This is a genomic window from Polaribacter sp. BM10, from assembly GCF_002005425.1.
GTDB classification, from domain to species: domain Bacteria; phylum Bacteroidota; class Bacteroidia; order Flavobacteriales; family Flavobacteriaceae; genus Polaribacter; species Polaribacter marinaquae.
Window position 1 is genome coordinate 1077628 of record NZ_CP019704.1, and the last position, 16330, is coordinate 1093957.

A 16330-nucleotide genomic window follows, 5' to 3' on the forward strand; every position below is an offset into this window, starting at 1 on the left:
TGTAACTTCGAATTTGATATGCATCAAAAAACAAAAGATATTCAGAAAAGATTCGACGGATTTTTACAAACTCATAATCTGTGGAAAAATAACACTGTTTTTAATTTAAATCAGTTTGAAACACCTTTTAAATCATCAAAAATTGATATTGAAATTGATGAAAAATTAAGATTAGGAAAATACATAGAGCGTTTTGTTTCTTTTGAATTATCTCAAAATAAATCCATAGAAATTTTAGCCGAAAACATACAAGTTCAAAGAAATAAAATTACACTTGGTGAGTTGGATTGTCTCTTATTAAAAAACAACTCTCCTATACATTTAGAAATTATTTATAAATTTTATCTTTTTAATGATAAAATTGGTGATACTGAAATTGAGCATTTTATTGGCCCAAATAGAAAAGATGCTCTAATAGAAAAATTAACAAAACTTAAAGATAAACAACTACCAATTTTGTTCGCAAAAGAATGTGAAAATCTACTAGATAACTTAGAAATTTCTTTAAAAGAAATCTCACAACAAATTTATTTTAAAGCACAATTATTTATGCCGATAAATAAAAAGAACATCAATTTAAGTATATTAAACAACAATTGTATCGTTGGTTTTTATTGTAATTTAAGAGATTTAAATCAGTTTGATGCTTGTAAATTTTATATACCAATAAAAAAGGATTGGTTAATTATTCCGCATAAAAATGTAAATTGGTTACAATTCTCTGACTTTCAAAATGAAGTTACATCAATTTTAGAAAGACAATTTTCACCTTTATGTTGGTTGAAAAAAGAAAACGGAGAAATTGAGAAATTTTTTCTTGTTTGGTGGACATAAAAAAACTGAATAAAATTAATTATTCAGTTTTAATTTATAAGTAATTAAACTTTGGGCTTTTTAAAATATTTTAAAGGTACAAAGAGCATCCCAAAACATTGGCTATCTTCTTTCCCCATGTTTTTATGATGTATTTTATGAGCTTTTCTTAGTCCTCTTAAATAGTTGTTATTGGTATTTTTAAACCATTTAAATCTTTGATGAATTAAAACATCGTGCACTAAAAAATAGGCTAAACCATAAAGTAAAATACCTAAACCAATAAAAAACAAATAGGTATGTTCTGTATAAGTTCCAAAATAAAATAACGCAATACTTGGTATAGCAAATACTACAAAAAAAGCATCATTTTTCTCGAATCCGCTATATTTTGGTTGATGATGATCTTCATGCAAAAACCAACCAAAACCATGCATTACATATTTGTGTGTACACCAAGTTACACACTCCATTATTAAAAAAACCGCTAATGTTATAAGGGCATAAATCATTAAATAATATTTAATTTATATTTTACGTAACTTCTTGCTAATAAATTAATTTTCATAGGATTAGAAATTCTAATTCTAGAATCCATAATCTGTTCTGATGGCACCATTTTTAACTTTTTTAGTAACCTTCTGTAATATCTGTAAGCTGTATAAACTCCGAATTTTGCTTCAACCGGTAATTTTAAAATTCCGTTGTTGTATGCATATTCAAAATCAGCTTCAATTTCATCAATAATTATTTGTTTGGAAGATGCATCTAATTTTCCTAAGTCAATATTTGGAAAATAAGAACGGTTTAAAGTCTCAAAATCATCTTTTAAATCTCGTAAAAAATTTACTTTTTGAAACGCAGAACCCAAACGCATTGCAGCATCTTTTAGTTCTTCGTATTTTTTATCATCTCCGTCAACAAAAACTTTTAAACACATTAAACCAACTACATCTGCAGAACCATAAATATATTCGTCATACTCTTGTTTTGTATTATAAGTAGTTTTGTGTAAATCTGCTTTCATGCTTTTTAGAAAGGCTTGCACCATTTCATCTGGTATTTTATATTTATTTATGGTACGCTGAAAAGAATTTAAAATAGGATTTAAACTAATACCATGTTCTTTAGAAAGATAATAATCTCTTTCAAAATGCTCCATCAAATGTTCTTTATCATAATCATGAAAAGAATCTACAATTTCATCTGCAAAACGCACAAAGCCGTAAATATTATAAATATCTTCTCTAATTTTTGGCGATAACATATTAACCGCAAGAGAAAATGATGTACTATATTTTTTAGTAACTAATTTGCTACAATCATTAGAAACACTATCAAATAATTCTTTCATTTTATTGTTGGTTTTTAATTATTAGTTCTGTTGCAATCTTTCCAGAAATTAAAGCTGGTGGCACACCTGGTCCCGGAACTGTTAATTGCCCTGTAAAATACAAATTTTTAACTTTACTACTCTTAATTTTTGGTCTTAAAAAAGCAGTTTGCAATAACGTATTCGCCATTCCGTATGCATTACCTTTATAAGAGTTGTATTCTTGCTTAAAATCTTTAACACAAAAAGACCTTTTAAACAATACGTGTTTTTTAACTTCTTGGTTTGTTAAAGCCTCAAATCTATCTAAAATTTTATGAAAATATTCTTCTCTTAAAGCTTCTGTATCTTCTATTCCGGGTGCTAAAGGAATTAGAAAAAAACCTGCTTCTTTACCTTCTGGTGCAGAAGTTTTATCTGTAATAGATGTAAAATTTGCATAAAACAATGGATCTGAAGGCCATTTAGGGTTATCGTAAATTTCTTTTGCATGTAATTCAAAATCAGTGTCAAAAAATAATGTATGATGACTTACATTTTCTATTTTCTTATCGAAACCTACATAAAAAAGCAAAGACGAAGGCGCAAAAGTTTTCTTACTCCAATATTTTTCTGAATACTGTTTTTCATCTTCATTCAATAATGTTTCTGTATGATGATAATCTGCACCACTCAATACTAAATCTGTATCAATTTTTTCGCCATTTACAATTAAACCAGCAACTTCATTATTACTATCTGTAACAATTTTATCTACATTAGCATTTACCTTAAACTCTACGCCTAAACTAGTTGCTAAAGCGACCATTCCTTCTACTACTTTATACATTCCTCCTCTTGGATGCCAAGTACCTAAACCAAAATCTGCATAATTCATAAAATTATAAAAAGCCGGTGTATCGCTAGGCTTTGCACCTAAAAACAACACAGGAAATTCTAATATTTTTATAAGTTTTTTACTCTTTATATTTTTTCTGACTTGTTTAGATATGGTAGAAAAAAATTGAGAAACTCTTGTAACAGTTTTTGTTGTTACCAATTCTAAAGGAGAAACGCCAGGTTTATAAACTAAATCTTTAATTGCTGTATCATAATTTGATTTTGCAGAACTTATAAAGCTTTTTAAATGCTTTGCGCTACCAGCCTCTTCGTTCTCAAACATTTGATAAATCTCTTCTAAATTTTCAGAAATTTTTAACGATGAGTTTTCCCCGAAATATACTTCATAACCAGGATTTAGTTTATCCAAAACATAATAATCTGATGCTTTTTTACCAAAATCTGCAAAAAACCTTTCAAAAACATCTGGCATCCAGTACCAAGACGGACCTAAATCAAAAGTAAAACCGTCTTTTTTAAATTGTCTTGCTCTACCACCTAAAGTATCATTTTTCTCTAATACTGTTACCTTATATCCTTCTTTAGCTAAATAACAAGAAGCTGATAAAGCAGAAAAACCAGAACCAATAATATATATGTTTTTGCTCATATTTAATTTTGTTTAACAAATATATATAATTATTAAACATTTTATTTATTTAATGTAAATTTTATATTTGTTTTAACACATCTGTAACAGTATCAAAAAATGATACATTAAAGTTATAAGTATTATGTTTTATTAAATTTGTTTTTCTACCTATTGCAATAAAATCGTGATGTGTGTTTTGTAAAATTTCTTCAATTTCCTTAAAATAGTCTTCCACTTTATCTTCATAAGGCTGTACTGTTAATGAAGTTACAAAACAAAGTTTAGTATTGTGTTTAAAGAAATAATTAAGATTGTTTAGAGGTAAATTTTGCCCCAAATAAATCGTATTATATCCTTTAAGAACTAATTCATAATTTAAATATAATAAACCTAATTCATGAATTTCGTTTTCTGGAAGAAATAATACAAAAACTTTATCTGAAACTGTGTTTTGCTGTTCTAAATTTTCTGTTTTTATGTGAATTTTTTGAGAAATTAAATTCGATATAAAATGTTCATGCGCTGGTAACACAGTATCTGTTTGCCATAATAAACCTATATAATTTAAAAACGGAATAAAAACATCTTTAAAAATGTCTTTAAAAGATTTAACCTCTAATAATCTATTGTAAGTTTCATTAAATAAAACTTTATCAAACTGAAGCATCGACAACTTAAATGCATTAATAGCTTCGTCGTTTAAACCTTCTTTAAAAGCTACTTCTCTAGAATTTTCAAAAATTTCTTCATCAGTCATTTTTGCTATTTTAGATATTTTAAAGTTGTTTTTAGATAATAAAACAACATTTAATAGCTTTTGTAAATTCTTATGAGAATAATATCTTATGTTAGTGTTTGTTCTTTGTGGTTCTAGCAAATTATACCTTTTTTCCCAAATACGTATAGTATGTGCTTTTATACCAGATATATTTTCTAGGTCCTTAATCGTAAAATCTTGCTTAATATTGTTCAATGTTTCTTGTTTATTATTCAACAAATGTAAAAAAAATTAATTCAAAAAAATATTTTTTATAATAATTGTAACATTTTCTACATTTACGCTACTTATAAATAACTAACCTAATTACAAAAGTGCAAAAAGATTTAGAAGCTAAATTTTTAGTAGACTTTGAAACAAACCAAAATATTGCGCATAAAATTTGTAGAATTTATACTACAAATAAAGATGCTCATAACGATTTGTTTCAAGAAATAACCATACAAGTTTGGAAAAACTACCCAAAATTTAGGGGAGATTCTAAATTTAGTACTTGGATGTATAGAGTAGCGTTAAATACAGCAATTTCATTATATAGAAAATCTACCCGAAGAGTAAAAACTCAAGATTTTAGTGATGTTGCCTTTAAAATTAAAGCTACAGATTATGATGATACCGAAGAAGTGCAATTAAAAGCACTTTATAAAGCGATTCATAGGTTAAATGATATTGATAAAGCGCTCATTTTTTTATACTTAGAAGATAAACCGTATAAAGAAATTTCGGAAACACTGGGAATATCTAGTGTAAATGCAAGAGTTAAAATGAATAGAGCAAAAGAAAAATTAAAAAACATTTTAAACCCATAAACTATGGATTTATTAGATAATTATAAAAAAGCCTGGAAAAATCAACCAGAAGAAGAAAGTAAATTTTCTACTGTAGAAATTTACAAACTTGCACAATCTAGATCATCATCTATTGTAAAATGGATATTTATTATTGGTATTTTAGAATTTGTAATTTTAAATTCTATGTACTTTTTTGTTGATATGGATGAAGCGTATGACGAATACAAAAAGTTAGGTTTAGAGAACTTTGTATATTATTCACAAATATTAGCCTATTTAATAATTTTCTATTTTTTGATAATGTTTTACAAGAACTACCAAAAAATTTCAACATCTGATTCTACAAAATTGTTGATGAAGAAAATTCTTAAAACTAGAAAAACTGTTAGAAACTACATGCTCTTTAATTTAGGTTACATGGCTTTATTGCTAATAATTGTTTCTGTAGCTAATATCAATTTAAATATTGATGATTTAACAAGAAAGCAAATACTACTTATTGTATTACTAACATTAGTAGTTACAATAGTAGCTTTAGCTATATTGTGGTTATTTTATCAATTACTTTATGGATTTTTATTAAGAAAATTAAATAGAAATTATAAAGATTTAGCTAAATTAGACGGCAACTTATAAAATTAAATGCTGTGAAAAAGATTTTTTTACTTTCATGCCTATGTTTATCGATGTCTATATTTTCTCAAAAGTCAGATTTTTGGGAAAACGTACAGTTTGGTGGTGGTGTTAGTTTAGGTTTCGGAAGCCAAACTACTATTGGTATTTCACCGAGTGCTATATATAATTTTGATAACGGTTTTGCTTTAGGTGCAGGTTTAAATTATTTGTATTCTGAAATTAACGATTTTACTACAAGTGTTTATGGCGCAAGTATTATCTCTTTATATCAAACAAAATTTGGTGTGCAATTATCTGGCGAATTTGATTACAATTTTGCGAATCAAAAAGATCAATTTGCATCTGTAAATACAAATTTCCCAGCACTACCCTTGGGTGTGGCTTACAACCAAGGTAGATTTGCTGTCGGAATTAGATATGATGTTTTATATGATGAAAATAAAAGTGTTTTTGCTTCACCTATATCTCCTATAGTTCGTTTTTATTTCTAAAAATTTTTTAATTCTCTTAATAGAATTTCATGCATCTCATTGGTATAATCTAAATGAGTTACAATTCTTATTTTACCTTCTCCCATAGGAGTTAATAAAATATTTTTATCTTTCATTTTAGCTATAAAGTTGTCTGCACCTATTTCTTTATCAACATAAAAAATAACAATATTTGTTTCTATAGTTTCTACTTTTGTAATGTAAGAGCAAGATTTTAAAACAGTTCCTATTTCTTTTGCTTTTTGATGATCTTCTGCTAATCTATTTACATGATTGTCTAATGCATAAATTCCGGCAGCTGCCAAAAAACCAACTTGTCTCATACCACCACCCAATAATTTTCTTAACCTTAAGGCTTTTTCTATATCTTTTTTGGAACCTAATAAGATTGATCCAATTGGGGCACCTAAACCTTTTGATAAACAGATAGAAATAGTATCAAACAATTGTCCGTATTGTTTTGGAGTTTCATTTTTAGCGACTAAAGCATTAAACAAACGTGCTCCGTCTAAATGAAACTTTAAATTATTACCTTTAGTTACTTTTTTTATTTTTTCTAATTCGGAAAAATCCCAACATGCTCCACCACCTTTGTTTGTTGTATTTTCTATACAAACTAATTTATTATAAGGTAAATATATTTGAGGTGTTGTACTAGCAACTTCTTCTAACTGTTCTGCAGTAAACATACCTCTATTACCATCAATCAATTTACAAGTTACACCAGAATTAAAAGCAACACCACCACCTTCATAATTATAAACATGTGCATATTTATCGCAGATTAATTGATCACCTGGTTGCGTATGTAATTTTATAGCTGTTTGATTTGCCATCGTACCAGAAGGAAAAAATAAAGCAGCTTCCATACCAAACATTTTAGTAGCTTTTTCTTGTAATTTATTTACCGTAGGATCCATGTTAAAAACATCATCACCAACTTTAGCACTCATCATCGAAGCCAACATTTCTTTTGTTGGTCTTGTAACTGTATCCGAAATTAAATCTATAATCATGTATTAATCTTTCTAAACTTTTAATTAAAACTTCCTATTGGCGAACCATCTGGAATTTTAGGCGCTCTTGTTTTTTTAAATGTTGTTGGATTTTTCATAAAATTATCTATCATTTTAATCAACGATAAATTATACATTTTCTGAACTCCTGTTTTATTCGTGTTTTTTAAATAATCTTTAATCTCATTTAAATTATAATCTACAATTGCATTTACTTGTTTGTACTGATTTTTATTAGCTGCTAAGTAAAATAATTGTTCTAAAACCTTAACATTTATCACATTTTGTAGTTCTTGGTAATAAGAATCGTTGTAATTCTTTTTTATTGATTTTGTAATCAATTCTTGCAATAACTCATTAAAACCTAAATTATTTTTGTTTAAACTTTTGTGAGCTACTAATCTAGAGACTCTTTGAGGATTCAATAATAAATTCAACGTCATTTCACTTGCTGTTTCTACTGCACTAAAAGCGTCAAACTCTACACCTAATTTACTTTTAAAAGATTCTCTAGATCTACCAAACCCCATTGCTCTGGGCGGAAATAAAGATAACTTTTCTTTCGGAATTGCGATTTCATTTACATCAATAGTTTTTAAAACAGCTTGCAATGCTATTCTTTCTGATGCACCAGAGGCATTTTTTACAACTGTTTCTTTACCATCTTTTACTGCATAAGAATACTCTAAACCACCAATAATTTTCACAGTAGCTTCTGTTTGAAATCTATGGAAAAAATACAGCGGAACAAATACATCTTCTAAAACAGAATATGGTTGATTAGATTTTATATTATCCGTAGAAAAATCTTGAATTGCATTTTTTCTAATTTCTAAAATATTATATAATTCGTCATAAACATTGCCACCATTATCCCACAAATGCGCAGAAATACTTGCACTTCCTTGTGGTCTAGCATCAGAATCTGATAAGTATTTTAAACCATTTGCAGTTGCATTGTCTAAAATTTTATTCAGTTCGTTTTCTTCATCCTTTTCAAAATCTTGATAAAAATAAGCAACAGTAACTTTATCCCAATCACCTATTTTATCATCATAAGCCTTAGAAAAATCAATCTTACCATTTTTTAATGAAAACTGCGGATGCGGATAATCCATAACAGAGGCTCTACCATTTGTACTTGCAGCAAAATTGTGTGCAAAGCCTAATGTATGCCCTATTTCGTGGGCAGATAACTGTCTAATTCTTGCAATTGCCATTTGCAAAGCAAAATCATCTTCTGCAGTTTTATGCTTATAAGGAGCTTGTAAAGCTTGTGCTATCAAAAAATCTTGACGAATTCTTAAACTCCCCAAACTAACATGCCCTTTTAAAATTTCACCTGTTCTTGGGTCAGAAATACTTCCACCGTAACTCCAACCTCTTGTAGATCTATGAACCCATTGTACCATGTTGTAACGAATATCTAAAGGATCTGCACCTTCTGGCAACATTTTCATTTGAAAAGCATCTTTATAACCAATTGCCTCGAAAGCTTGATTCCACCATCTTCCACCTTCTAATAAAGCCGAACGTACAGGTTCTGGTGTACCTCTGTCTAAATAATAAATTATTGGTTCTACAGCTTCAGAAACTGCGGCTTTCGGATTTTTCTTTTCTAATCGATGTCTATAAATAAATCGTATTGTAATCGATTCGTTTACAGGAGTTGCATAATCTAAATAAGACATTGGATAACCACCAGATCTTGGATCAAATTTTCTTGGTTTGTAATTATCATCTGGTAATTCTACAAAAGAATGGTGTTGGTGTACGGTAACCAAACTTGCATCTGGCGTAACACTTCTAATATTATAACCTCTAGCATTTCCTTTAAAAGTTAATAAAACATCGAATTCTACATTTTTTGGAAACGCTTTGGTACGCTCTAAATTAAACGCAGATTTGCTTTTATCTAAACTATAATTTCCTTGATTATTTCTTGCCAAGGTTCTTGCAACACCATGCGCATCTCTCATAAAAAAAGAGGTTGCATCAACCAAAAACTTGCCATTTTTTTCTTCTTTGATTACAAAACCATGTAAAACAGATTTAGCAAAGGCTTCTTTTACAGATTGCTTTTCTTCTTTATTAGAAGTTATTGCTCTAAAATCTTGATTTGGCTGAACAAGTAATAATTTATTACCCGCTTTTTTAAAATGCACAACTACGCCGCTACCCAATTGCCCTCGATCTAACCCAATATCGTTAGAACCTACACCTTCCGATAGAGAACGAACATATAAAAAATCTGAATCTATTTTTTCTACTTGAAGGTAAATTTTATCTGAATTTACATCATAATAATAGGTAAAATAACCTTCGTATTTTGTAATTCCCTTTTGCATTTTGTCACTTTTTTTATCAGTAAAAAATTGAGAAAATCCATCAAAAGAAATTGTAATAAAAAAGAGAATAAGTAGTAGTTTTTTCATGTTTGGTATATTTTTTATAAATCTATAAAATAACTATCAACTTAAAAAACAAGAAATCTTAAAATTTCATTTATTTTTGCTTTATATATGGTTACACAAGAACAGTTAAAAGACATAGCTACAAGAATAGATAAATTAAAATCTTATTTAGAAATTGATAAAAAACTCATTGAAATTGCCAATGAGGAAGAAAAAACTGCAAACCCAGATTTTTGGAACAACCCAAAAGAAGCAGAAGTATTAATGAAAGAATTAAGGTTCAAAAAAAAATGGGTAGAAGACTACAATAAAACCATTTCTTTATATGAAGACACAAATGTGCTATATGAATTTTATAAAGAAGGCGAAGTAGATGAAAGTGAAGTAATAACCCAGTTTGAAAAAACAAGTACTTTTTTAGAGGATTTAGAATTTAAAAATATGCTTTCTGATGAAGGAGATTCTTTATCTGCAACGATACAAATTAATGCAGGTGCTGGCGGAACAGAAAGTTGCGATTGGGTAGAAATGTTATCGAGAATGTACACAATGTGGGCTGAAAAACAAGGTTACAAACTTAAAACTTTAAACTATCAAGCTGGCGATGTTGTTGGTATTAAAACTATAACTATAGAAATTGAAGGCGATTATGCTTTTGGTTGGCTAAAAGGAGAAAATGGTGTGCATCGATTGGTTAGAATTTCTCCGTTTGACTCGAATGCAAAAAGACATACAACTTTTGGTTCTGTTTACGTTTTTCCGGTTGCTGATGATTCTATAGAAATTGAAATTAATCCTGCAGATATTGAAATTGTAACTGCTAGATCTAGTGGTGCCGGCGGACAAAATGTAAATAAAGTTGAAACAAAAGTACAACTAACGCATAAACCAACAGGAATTCAAATTTCTTGTTCTAACTCTAGATCTCAACACGATAATAGAGCTACAGCTTTAAAAATGTTAAAATCTCAATTGTATGAAATCGAGTTACAGAAACAACAAGCAACGCGAGACGAAATAGAATCTGGAAAATTAAAAAACGAATGGGGAAGCCAAATTAGAAACTACGTAATGCATCCTTATAAATTAGTAAAAGATGTTAGAACTGCCCATGAAACTGGTAATGTAGATAATGTAATGAATGGTGATATTAATCCGTTTTTAAAATCTTATTTAATGATGAACGGACAAAAAGAAACCTCTTAAAAATAATCCTAATTATGATAAAAATATACCACAATCCGCGTTGTTCTAAATCTATACAAGGTTTAGCAATATTAGAAGAATCTAAAAAAGAATTCGAAATAGTTAAATATTTAGAAGAAATTCCATCAGAAAAAGAATTAAAAGCTATCATTGAAAAATTAGGCATCTCTCCTATTCAATTAGTTAGAAAAACAGAAAAAATCTGGAAAGAAAATTTTAAAGGAAAAGAGCTTTCTGATGATGAAATAGTTACTGCTATGATAGAAAACCCTAAATTAATAGAAAGACCAATAGTTATAAATAATAACAAAGCAGTAATTGGCAGACCGCCAGAAAATATTGCTACAATTTTATAGTTAAAAATGAATTAGCATTTCTTTAACTTTTCTTTAACTGAGTTGGATTAAACTATAAATGATTTTTGTAGTCTTAAAAGAAAACCCAACTCAGTTTTGATAAAAAAAATTACATTCTTTATTTGTTGTTTAATTACTATTTCAACAACATTCTCGCAAAGCAAAGATGCTGCAAACACAATTAAAATTTTTGGTAAAGTTATAGATGCTAAAACTAATCAACCTTTAGAATACGCAACAATAATTATAAAAAATACCAAAACAGAAAAAGTTTCTGGAGGAATTACAGATTTAGACGGAAACTTTTCGATTCAACTACCAAAGGCTAATTATCAAATTAGTGTAGAATTTATCTCTTTTAAATCGATAAATTTTCCTGCAGAAGAAATTACATCCAACAAAAATTTAGGAACAATTAAACTAGCAGAAGATACTAATAGTTTAAATGAAATTGTAATTGTAGCAGAAAAATCTACAGTAGATATTCGTTTAGATAAAAAGATTTACAATGTAGGTAAAGATATGACGGTAAAAGGTGGTACCGCTTCTGATGTTTTAGACAATGTACCTTCTGTTGATGTTGATCCGGAGGGAGCAGTAAGTTTAAGAGGAAGTGAAAACGTAAGAATTTTAATTGACGGAAAACCATCTGCTTTAGTAGGTTTAAATGGTGCAGATGCCTTAAGACAGTTACCTTCTGATGCCATAGAACGTGTCGAAGTTATTACATCACCATCTGCAAGATATGATGCTGAAGGTACTGCTGGAATTTTAAATATTATTTTAAGAAAAGGAAAAGCTGTTGGTTTTAATGGTTCTGTAAATATTACTGTAGGTGATCCGCAAAACTATCAAGGTGCCGTAAATTTAAATATGCGTGCAGAAAAAGTTAATGTTTTTTCTAATTTTGGATATAATGATAGAAAAGGACCTGGTAATTATTTGGCAGATATTACTTATTTATCTGACGGTGCAATCGATAGTTTAAGAACAGAAAAAAGAAACTTCGACAGAAATCGTGCTGGTTTTAATGGTAATGTAGGTTTAGAGTATTACTTAAATGATGATAGTTCTATTACAGGTACTGTTTTTGTAAGAAGTTCTAACAACAATTCTTATTCTACAAACAACATAAGTTCTTTTGATTCTTCTGGTAACAATTTATACAACTCAGTAAGAATTCAAGATGAAGACGAAAAAGACGAGTCTTTACAATTCTCTTTAAATTATGCCAATAACTTTAATGATAAAGGTCATAAACTTACTGTTGATTATCAGTACAACGCTAGTAATGAATTTGAAAGTGCAGATATTTTTGACATAAATTTAGAGTTTAATTCAACAAAAGAAATTTCTGTTGACAACCTATTTCAGGCAGATTATGTCTTACCAATTGGAGAAAGTGCGCAATTTGAAGCTGGTTATAGAGGTAATTTTCAAGATTTAACTTCTAATTATCTAGTTGTTGCTCCTAATTTAGATCCAAGATTTAATCCGTCTAATAATTTAGAATTTACTCAAAACGTAAATGCATTTTATACTCAGTTCGGAAACAAGATTAATAAGTTCTCATATTTATTAGGTTTAAGAGCAGAAATAACTGCTATAGACATTAATCTTTTAACAACTCAAGAAAATTATAAGAAAAGATTTACAGACTTTTTTCCTACCGTAAACTTAGGTTATGAAGTTAACGATGATCAAAGTTTTACTTTAGGTTATAGTAGAAGATTAAGAAGACCAAGATCTCGTTTTTTAAATCCGTTTGAAAACAGAGCCAGTGAAACTGTTATTTCTAAAGGTAATGTTAACTTAGACCCAACTTATACAAATTCTTTTGACTTAGGTTACTTAAACCGTTGGGGAAAATTAACATTAAACTCATCTATCTATTATCAGCATTCTACAAACAACATTGTACGAGTAAACAGAGAAGAAGTGAGAATTATCAATAACAAAGAAACAAATGTATTGGTTAGAGAACCTATTAATTTGGCTTCGGAAGATAGAATGGGTTTCGAGTTTAATGCCAACTACAATCCGTCTAGAAAAATAAAGCTTTCTGGTAGTTTTAACTTTTTTCAGTTTGAAACAAACGGAGAATATACTTATGATATAACAAACCCAACAACCAATACAGTTACAAATGTTACACAAGATTTTGATGCAAAAAATACATCTTGGTTTACAAGGTTTGATGCAAGAGTTAGCTTGCCTTTAGATATCGAATGGCAAACAAGATTGTTTTACAGAGGACCAAGAAGTGATGCTCAGAGCGACACAGACGGGATTTTCTCTGCAAACTTAGCTTTTAGTAAAGATATTTTAAAAGACAAAGGTACATTAGTCTTAAATGTTAGTGATGTTTTTAACTCTAGAAAATATGTAACAAACGCTTTTGCACCAAGTAGAGAAAACCCTACAAATATTTCGAATCAAACTTTTCAATGGCGTGTACGTCAAGTTTCTTTAAACTTTACATATAGATTTAATCAGAATAAAAGTCAGAAAGAAAGAAACCAACAACAAAGAGATGATGATGGTGGCGGAGACGAATTTTAACATTAAACGCTCAGAGTTTTATAAAACTCTGAGCGTTTATATTTAGATAGAAAATTAATTATGTAAAATCCCTCAAAATTAAAAACAAAAAAAACTCGTTCAAATAAATTGAACGAGTTTTTTTAATATCTTAAGAAAAAAGACTACTTACCTTCTGCTGCCTTTTTTGCATCACTTTTTAGTTTTAAATTTTCCCAAATAGTTCCACCAATCCAATAAGGTACTACAAATGTTAACAAGAAAATTAACAACCAAAAACCAGCTGTAAAAATAAACATAAATAAAACTAAACCTGAAAATTGTGAAAAATCTAACATTTATATATTTTGAAAAATTATTACAGCAAAAATAATACTAATTTTTAAAAATTACTATCAAAAATTATTTTTTTTCAATAGTATTTAATAGTTTGTTTTATTAAGATTTAGCTTAGTTTTTGTAAATTTGTTCTATCTAAAATAAAGTTAAAATGTCAAAATACAGAATAGAAAAAGACACAATGGGAAATGTAGAAGTTCCTGCTGATAAATATTGGGGAGCACAAACACAACGTTCTCGAAACAATTTTAAAATTGGTGCTGCAGCTTCTATGCCTTTAGAAATAGTATATGGTTTTGCATATTTAAAAAAAGCAGCAGCTTTTACAAATGCAGAGTTAGGAGTTTTAGCTACAGAAAAAAGAGATTTAATTGCACAAGTTTGTGATGAAATCTTAGAAGGTAAACTAGATGATCAATTTCCATTAGTTATATGGCAAACAGGTTCTGGTACGCAATCTAATATGAATGTAAATGAGGTTATCGCAAACAGAGCTCATGAAATAGCTGGAAAAGTTATCGGTGAAGGTGAGAAAACAATTCAACCCAATGATGATGTAAACAAATCTCAATCTTCTAACGATACATTTCCAACAGGAATGCATATTGCAATTTATAAAAAGATTAAAGAGACAACAATACCAGGAATAATAAAACTTAGAAATACTTTAAATGATAAAGCAGTTGCTTTTAAAGATGTAGTTAAAATTGGTAGAACTCACTTAATGGATGCTACACCTTTAACTTTAGGGCAAGAATTTTCTGGTTATGTAGCACAATTAGATTTTGGCTTAAAAGCTTTAGAAAATACTTTAGCACATTTAAGTCAGTTAGCACTTGGTGGTACAGCTGTGGGTACAGGTTTAAATACACCTGCAGGTTATGATGTAATGGTTGCTAAATATATAGCAGAGTTTACTAATTTACCTTTTATTACTGCAGAAAATAAATTCGAAGCTTTAGCTGCTCATGATGCATTGGTAGAAACACATGGCGCCTTAAAGCAAATTGCTGTTTCTTTAAATAAAATAGCAAACGATATTCGTTTAATGTCTTCTGGACCAAGATCTGGAATAGGAGAAATTATTATCCCTGCAAACGAACCAGGGTCTTCTATAATGCCAGGTAAAGTAAATCCTACACAAGCAGAAGCAATAACAATGGTTTGTGCGCAAGTTATGGGTAATGATGTTGCCGTAACAATTGGTGGTACGCAAGGTCATTATGAACTTAATGTTTTTAAACCAATGATGGCTGCAAATGTTTTACAGTCTGCACAATTAATTGGTGACGCATGTGTTTCTTTTGAAGAAAATTGTGTTATAGGTATACAGCCAAATCACTCTAGAATTACAGAGTTGGTAAATAACTCTTTAATGTTAGTTACTGCCTTAAACACCAAGATAGGATATTACAAAGCTGCAGAAATAGCAAATACTGCTCATGCTAACGGAACAACACTAAAAACAGAAGCTATTCGTTTAGGGTATGTCACTGAAGCAGAATATGACGAATGGGTTAAACCAGAAGAAATGACTGGTAGCTTAAAATAAAAATGAAATTACAAGAATTAAAAAAGCTGTAATTAATTTTGCAGTTTTTTTTTGGCTTAAAAAATAATTATAATTAAAGTTAATGAAGATGACAAATCACGAAGGATTTATGAGTGAAGCAGTAAAAGCTGCATTAAAAGGAATGAGTAACAATGAAGGAGGACCTTTTGGTTGTATTGTTGTAAAAAACGGTGAAATTGTAGGTCGAGGAAACAACAAGGTTACTTCTACAAACGACCCAACAGCACATGCAGAAGTTACTGCAATAAGAGATGCTTGTAAAAACTTAAACTCTTTTCAGTTAGATGGTTGTATTATTTACACTTCTTGCGAACCTTGTCCTATGTGCTTAGGTGCAATCTATTGGGCAAGACCAGATAAAGTTTATTACGGAAGCAATCAGCAAGACGCTGCAAATATTGGTTTTGATGATGAATTTATATATAAAGAAATTCCGTTACCTTACGAAAAAAGAAGTATTCCTTTTGAACAAATTGGAAGAGAAATTGCTTTAGAACCTTTTCAAAAATGGTCTGAAAAAGAAGACAAAACCGAATATTAAATAAAAAAATCGAAGCTTAATTGCTTCGGTT

16 protein-coding genes are annotated in these 16330 nt (G+C 29.1%); 9 read left to right on the plus strand and 7 right to left on the minus strand.

Annotated elements, in window-relative coordinates:
• The first annotated feature begins 18 nt into the window (after positions 1-18).
• A complete protein-coding gene (locus BXQ17_RS04800; RefSeq protein WP_077809555.1) occupies positions 19-834 on the plus strand; it encodes a DUF1853 family protein in 816 nt (271 codons plus the stop codon).
• A gap of 44 nt (positions 835-878) precedes the next feature.
• On the opposite strand, the gene BXQ17_RS04805 is transcribed toward BXQ17_RS04800, so the two are convergent.
• The 4 genes from BXQ17_RS04805 to BXQ17_RS04820 all read right to left on the minus strand — a co-directional run bounded on the left by BXQ17_RS04805 (position 879) and on the right by BXQ17_RS04820 (position 4590).
• Positions 879-1325, minus strand: coding sequence for a sterol desaturase family protein (locus BXQ17_RS04805; RefSeq protein WP_077809556.1), 447 nt, complete (start codon positions 1323-1325; stop codon positions 879-881).
• On the minus strand, positions 1325-2167 hold the full coding sequence (locus BXQ17_RS04810) for a phytoene/squalene synthase family protein (RefSeq protein WP_077809557.1): 843 nt from the start codon (positions 2165-2167) through the stop codon (positions 1325-1327). Before BXQ17_RS04810 ends, BXQ17_RS04805 begins: the two co-directional genes overlap by 1 nt.
• Before the next feature lies 1 nt (position 2168).
• Complete coding sequence (locus tag BXQ17_RS04815; protein WP_077809558.1) at positions 2169-3635, minus strand: NAD(P)/FAD-dependent oxidoreductase; 1467 nt, start codon at positions 3633-3635, stop codon at positions 2169-2171.
• Positions 3636-3696: 61 nt separating this feature from the next.
• A complete protein-coding gene (locus BXQ17_RS04820) occupies positions 3697-4590 on the minus strand; it encodes a MerR family transcriptional regulator (RefSeq protein ID WP_254712406.1) in 894 nt (297 codons plus the stop codon).
• Between the two features lie 119 nt (positions 4591-4709).
• On the opposite strand from BXQ17_RS04820, the gene BXQ17_RS04825 reads away from it, so the two are divergent.
• From BXQ17_RS04825 to BXQ17_RS04835, 3 genes are read left to right on the plus strand one after another with little or no spacing between them, the layout of a single operon-like run.
• On the plus strand, positions 4710-5204 hold the full coding sequence (locus BXQ17_RS04825) for an RNA polymerase sigma factor (protein WP_077809560.1): 495 nt from the start codon (positions 4710-4712) through the stop codon (positions 5202-5204).
• A gap of 3 nt (positions 5205-5207) precedes the next feature.
• On the plus strand, positions 5208-5822 hold the full coding sequence (locus BXQ17_RS04830; protein ID WP_077809561.1) for a hypothetical protein: 615 nt from the start codon (positions 5208-5210) through the stop codon (positions 5820-5822).
• 11 nt (positions 5823-5833) lie between these two features.
• Positions 5834-6313, plus strand: a complete 480-nt coding sequence (locus BXQ17_RS04835; protein WP_149025867.1) for a hypothetical protein — start codon at positions 5834-5836, stop codon at positions 6311-6313.
• Here the strand turns inward: BXQ17_RS04835 and BXQ17_RS04840 are convergent.
• Positions 6310-7329, minus strand: coding sequence for a low specificity L-threonine aldolase (locus tag BXQ17_RS04840; protein WP_077809563.1), 1020 nt, complete (start codon positions 7327-7329; stop codon positions 6310-6312). The two genes, BXQ17_RS04835 and BXQ17_RS04840, sit on opposite strands and share 4 nt — an antisense overlap.
• Positions 7330-7349: 20 nt before the next feature.
• Positions 7350-9764, minus strand: a complete 2415-nt coding sequence (locus tag BXQ17_RS04845) for a zinc-dependent metalloprotease (protein WP_077809564.1) — start codon at positions 9762-9764, stop codon at positions 7350-7352.
• Between the two features lie 87 nt (positions 9765-9851).
• On the opposite strand from BXQ17_RS04845, the gene prfB reads away from it, so the two are divergent.
• The 3 genes from prfB (at position 9852) to BXQ17_RS04860 (ending at position 13867) form a co-directional block, all read left to right on the plus strand.
• Entirely contained in the window at positions 9852-10949 is a 1098-nt protein-coding gene (gene prfB / locus BXQ17_RS04850; protein ID WP_077809565.1) for a peptide chain release factor 2, read from the plus strand.
• A gap of 14 nt (positions 10950-10963) precedes the next feature.
• Positions 10964-11305, plus strand: a complete 342-nt coding sequence (gene arsC / locus BXQ17_RS04855; protein ID WP_077809566.1) for an arsenate reductase (glutaredoxin) — start codon at positions 10964-10966, stop codon at positions 11303-11305.
• A 96-nt stretch (positions 11306-11401) separates the two neighbouring features.
• Positions 11402-13867, plus strand: a complete 2466-nt coding sequence (locus BXQ17_RS04860) for a TonB-dependent receptor (protein WP_254712407.1) — start codon at positions 11402-11404, stop codon at positions 13865-13867.
• Positions 13868-14010: 143 nt separating this feature from the next.
• On the opposite strand, the gene BXQ17_RS14485 is transcribed toward BXQ17_RS04860, so the two are convergent.
• Positions 14011-14184: a hypothetical protein gene (locus tag BXQ17_RS14485; protein WP_172830837.1), complete on the minus strand. Its 174-nt coding sequence runs from the start codon at positions 14182-14184 to the stop codon at positions 14011-14013.
• 152 nt (positions 14185-14336) lie between these two features.
• On the opposite strand from BXQ17_RS14485, the gene fumC reads away from it, so the two are divergent.
• A complete protein-coding gene (gene fumC / locus BXQ17_RS04865; protein WP_077809567.1) occupies positions 14337-15737 on the plus strand; it encodes a class II fumarate hydratase in 1401 nt (466 codons plus the stop codon).
• An 88-nt stretch (positions 15738-15825) separates the two neighbouring features.
• Positions 15826-16299, plus strand: a complete 474-nt coding sequence (locus BXQ17_RS04870; protein ID WP_077809568.1) for a nucleoside deaminase — start codon at positions 15826-15828, stop codon at positions 16297-16299.
• Positions 16300-16330 lie beyond the last annotated feature (31 nt).

Excerpts from the sequence above, each read along its gene's own strand:
- BXQ17_RS04800 (WP_077809555.1), top strand. The coding sequence starts at position 19 with ATGCATCAAAAAACAAAAGATATTCAGAAAAGATTCGACGGATTTTTA.
- BXQ17_RS04805 (WP_077809556.1), bottom strand. The coding sequence starts at position 1,325 with ATGATTTATGCCCTTATAACATTAGCGGTTTTTTTAATAATGGAGTGT.
- BXQ17_RS04810 (WP_077809557.1), bottom strand. The coding sequence starts at position 2,167 with ATGAAAGAATTATTTGATAGTGTTTCTAATGATTGTAGCAAATTAGTT.
- BXQ17_RS04815 (WP_077809558.1), bottom strand. The coding sequence starts at position 3,635 with ATGAGCAAAAACATATATATTATTGGTTCTGGTTTTTCTGCTTTATCA.
- BXQ17_RS04830 (WP_077809561.1), top strand. The coding sequence starts at position 5,208 with ATGGATTTATTAGATAATTATAAAAAAGCCTGGAAAAATCAACCAGAA.
- BXQ17_RS04840 (WP_077809563.1), bottom strand. The coding sequence starts at position 7,329 with ATGATTATAGATTTAATTTCGGATACAGTTACAAGACCAACAAAAGAA.
- BXQ17_RS04845 (WP_077809564.1), bottom strand. The coding sequence starts at position 9,764 with ATGAAAAAACTACTACTTATTCTCTTTTTTATTACAATTTCTTTTGAT.
- prfB (WP_077809565.1), top strand. The coding sequence starts at position 9,852 with ATGGTTACACAAGAACAGTTAAAAGACATAGCTACAAGAATAGATAAA.
- arsC (WP_077809566.1), top strand. The coding sequence starts at position 10,964 with ATGATAAAAATATACCACAATCCGCGTTGTTCTAAATCTATACAAGGT.
- BXQ17_RS14485 (WP_172830837.1), bottom strand. The coding sequence starts at position 14,184 with ATGTTAGATTTTTCACAATTTTCAGGTTTAGTTTTATTTATGTTTATT.
- fumC (WP_077809567.1), top strand. The coding sequence starts at position 14,337 with ATGTCAAAATACAGAATAGAAAAAGACACAATGGGAAATGTAGAAGTT.
- BXQ17_RS04870 (WP_077809568.1), top strand. The coding sequence starts at position 15,826 with ATGACAAATCACGAAGGATTTATGAGTGAAGCAGTAAAAGCTGCATTA.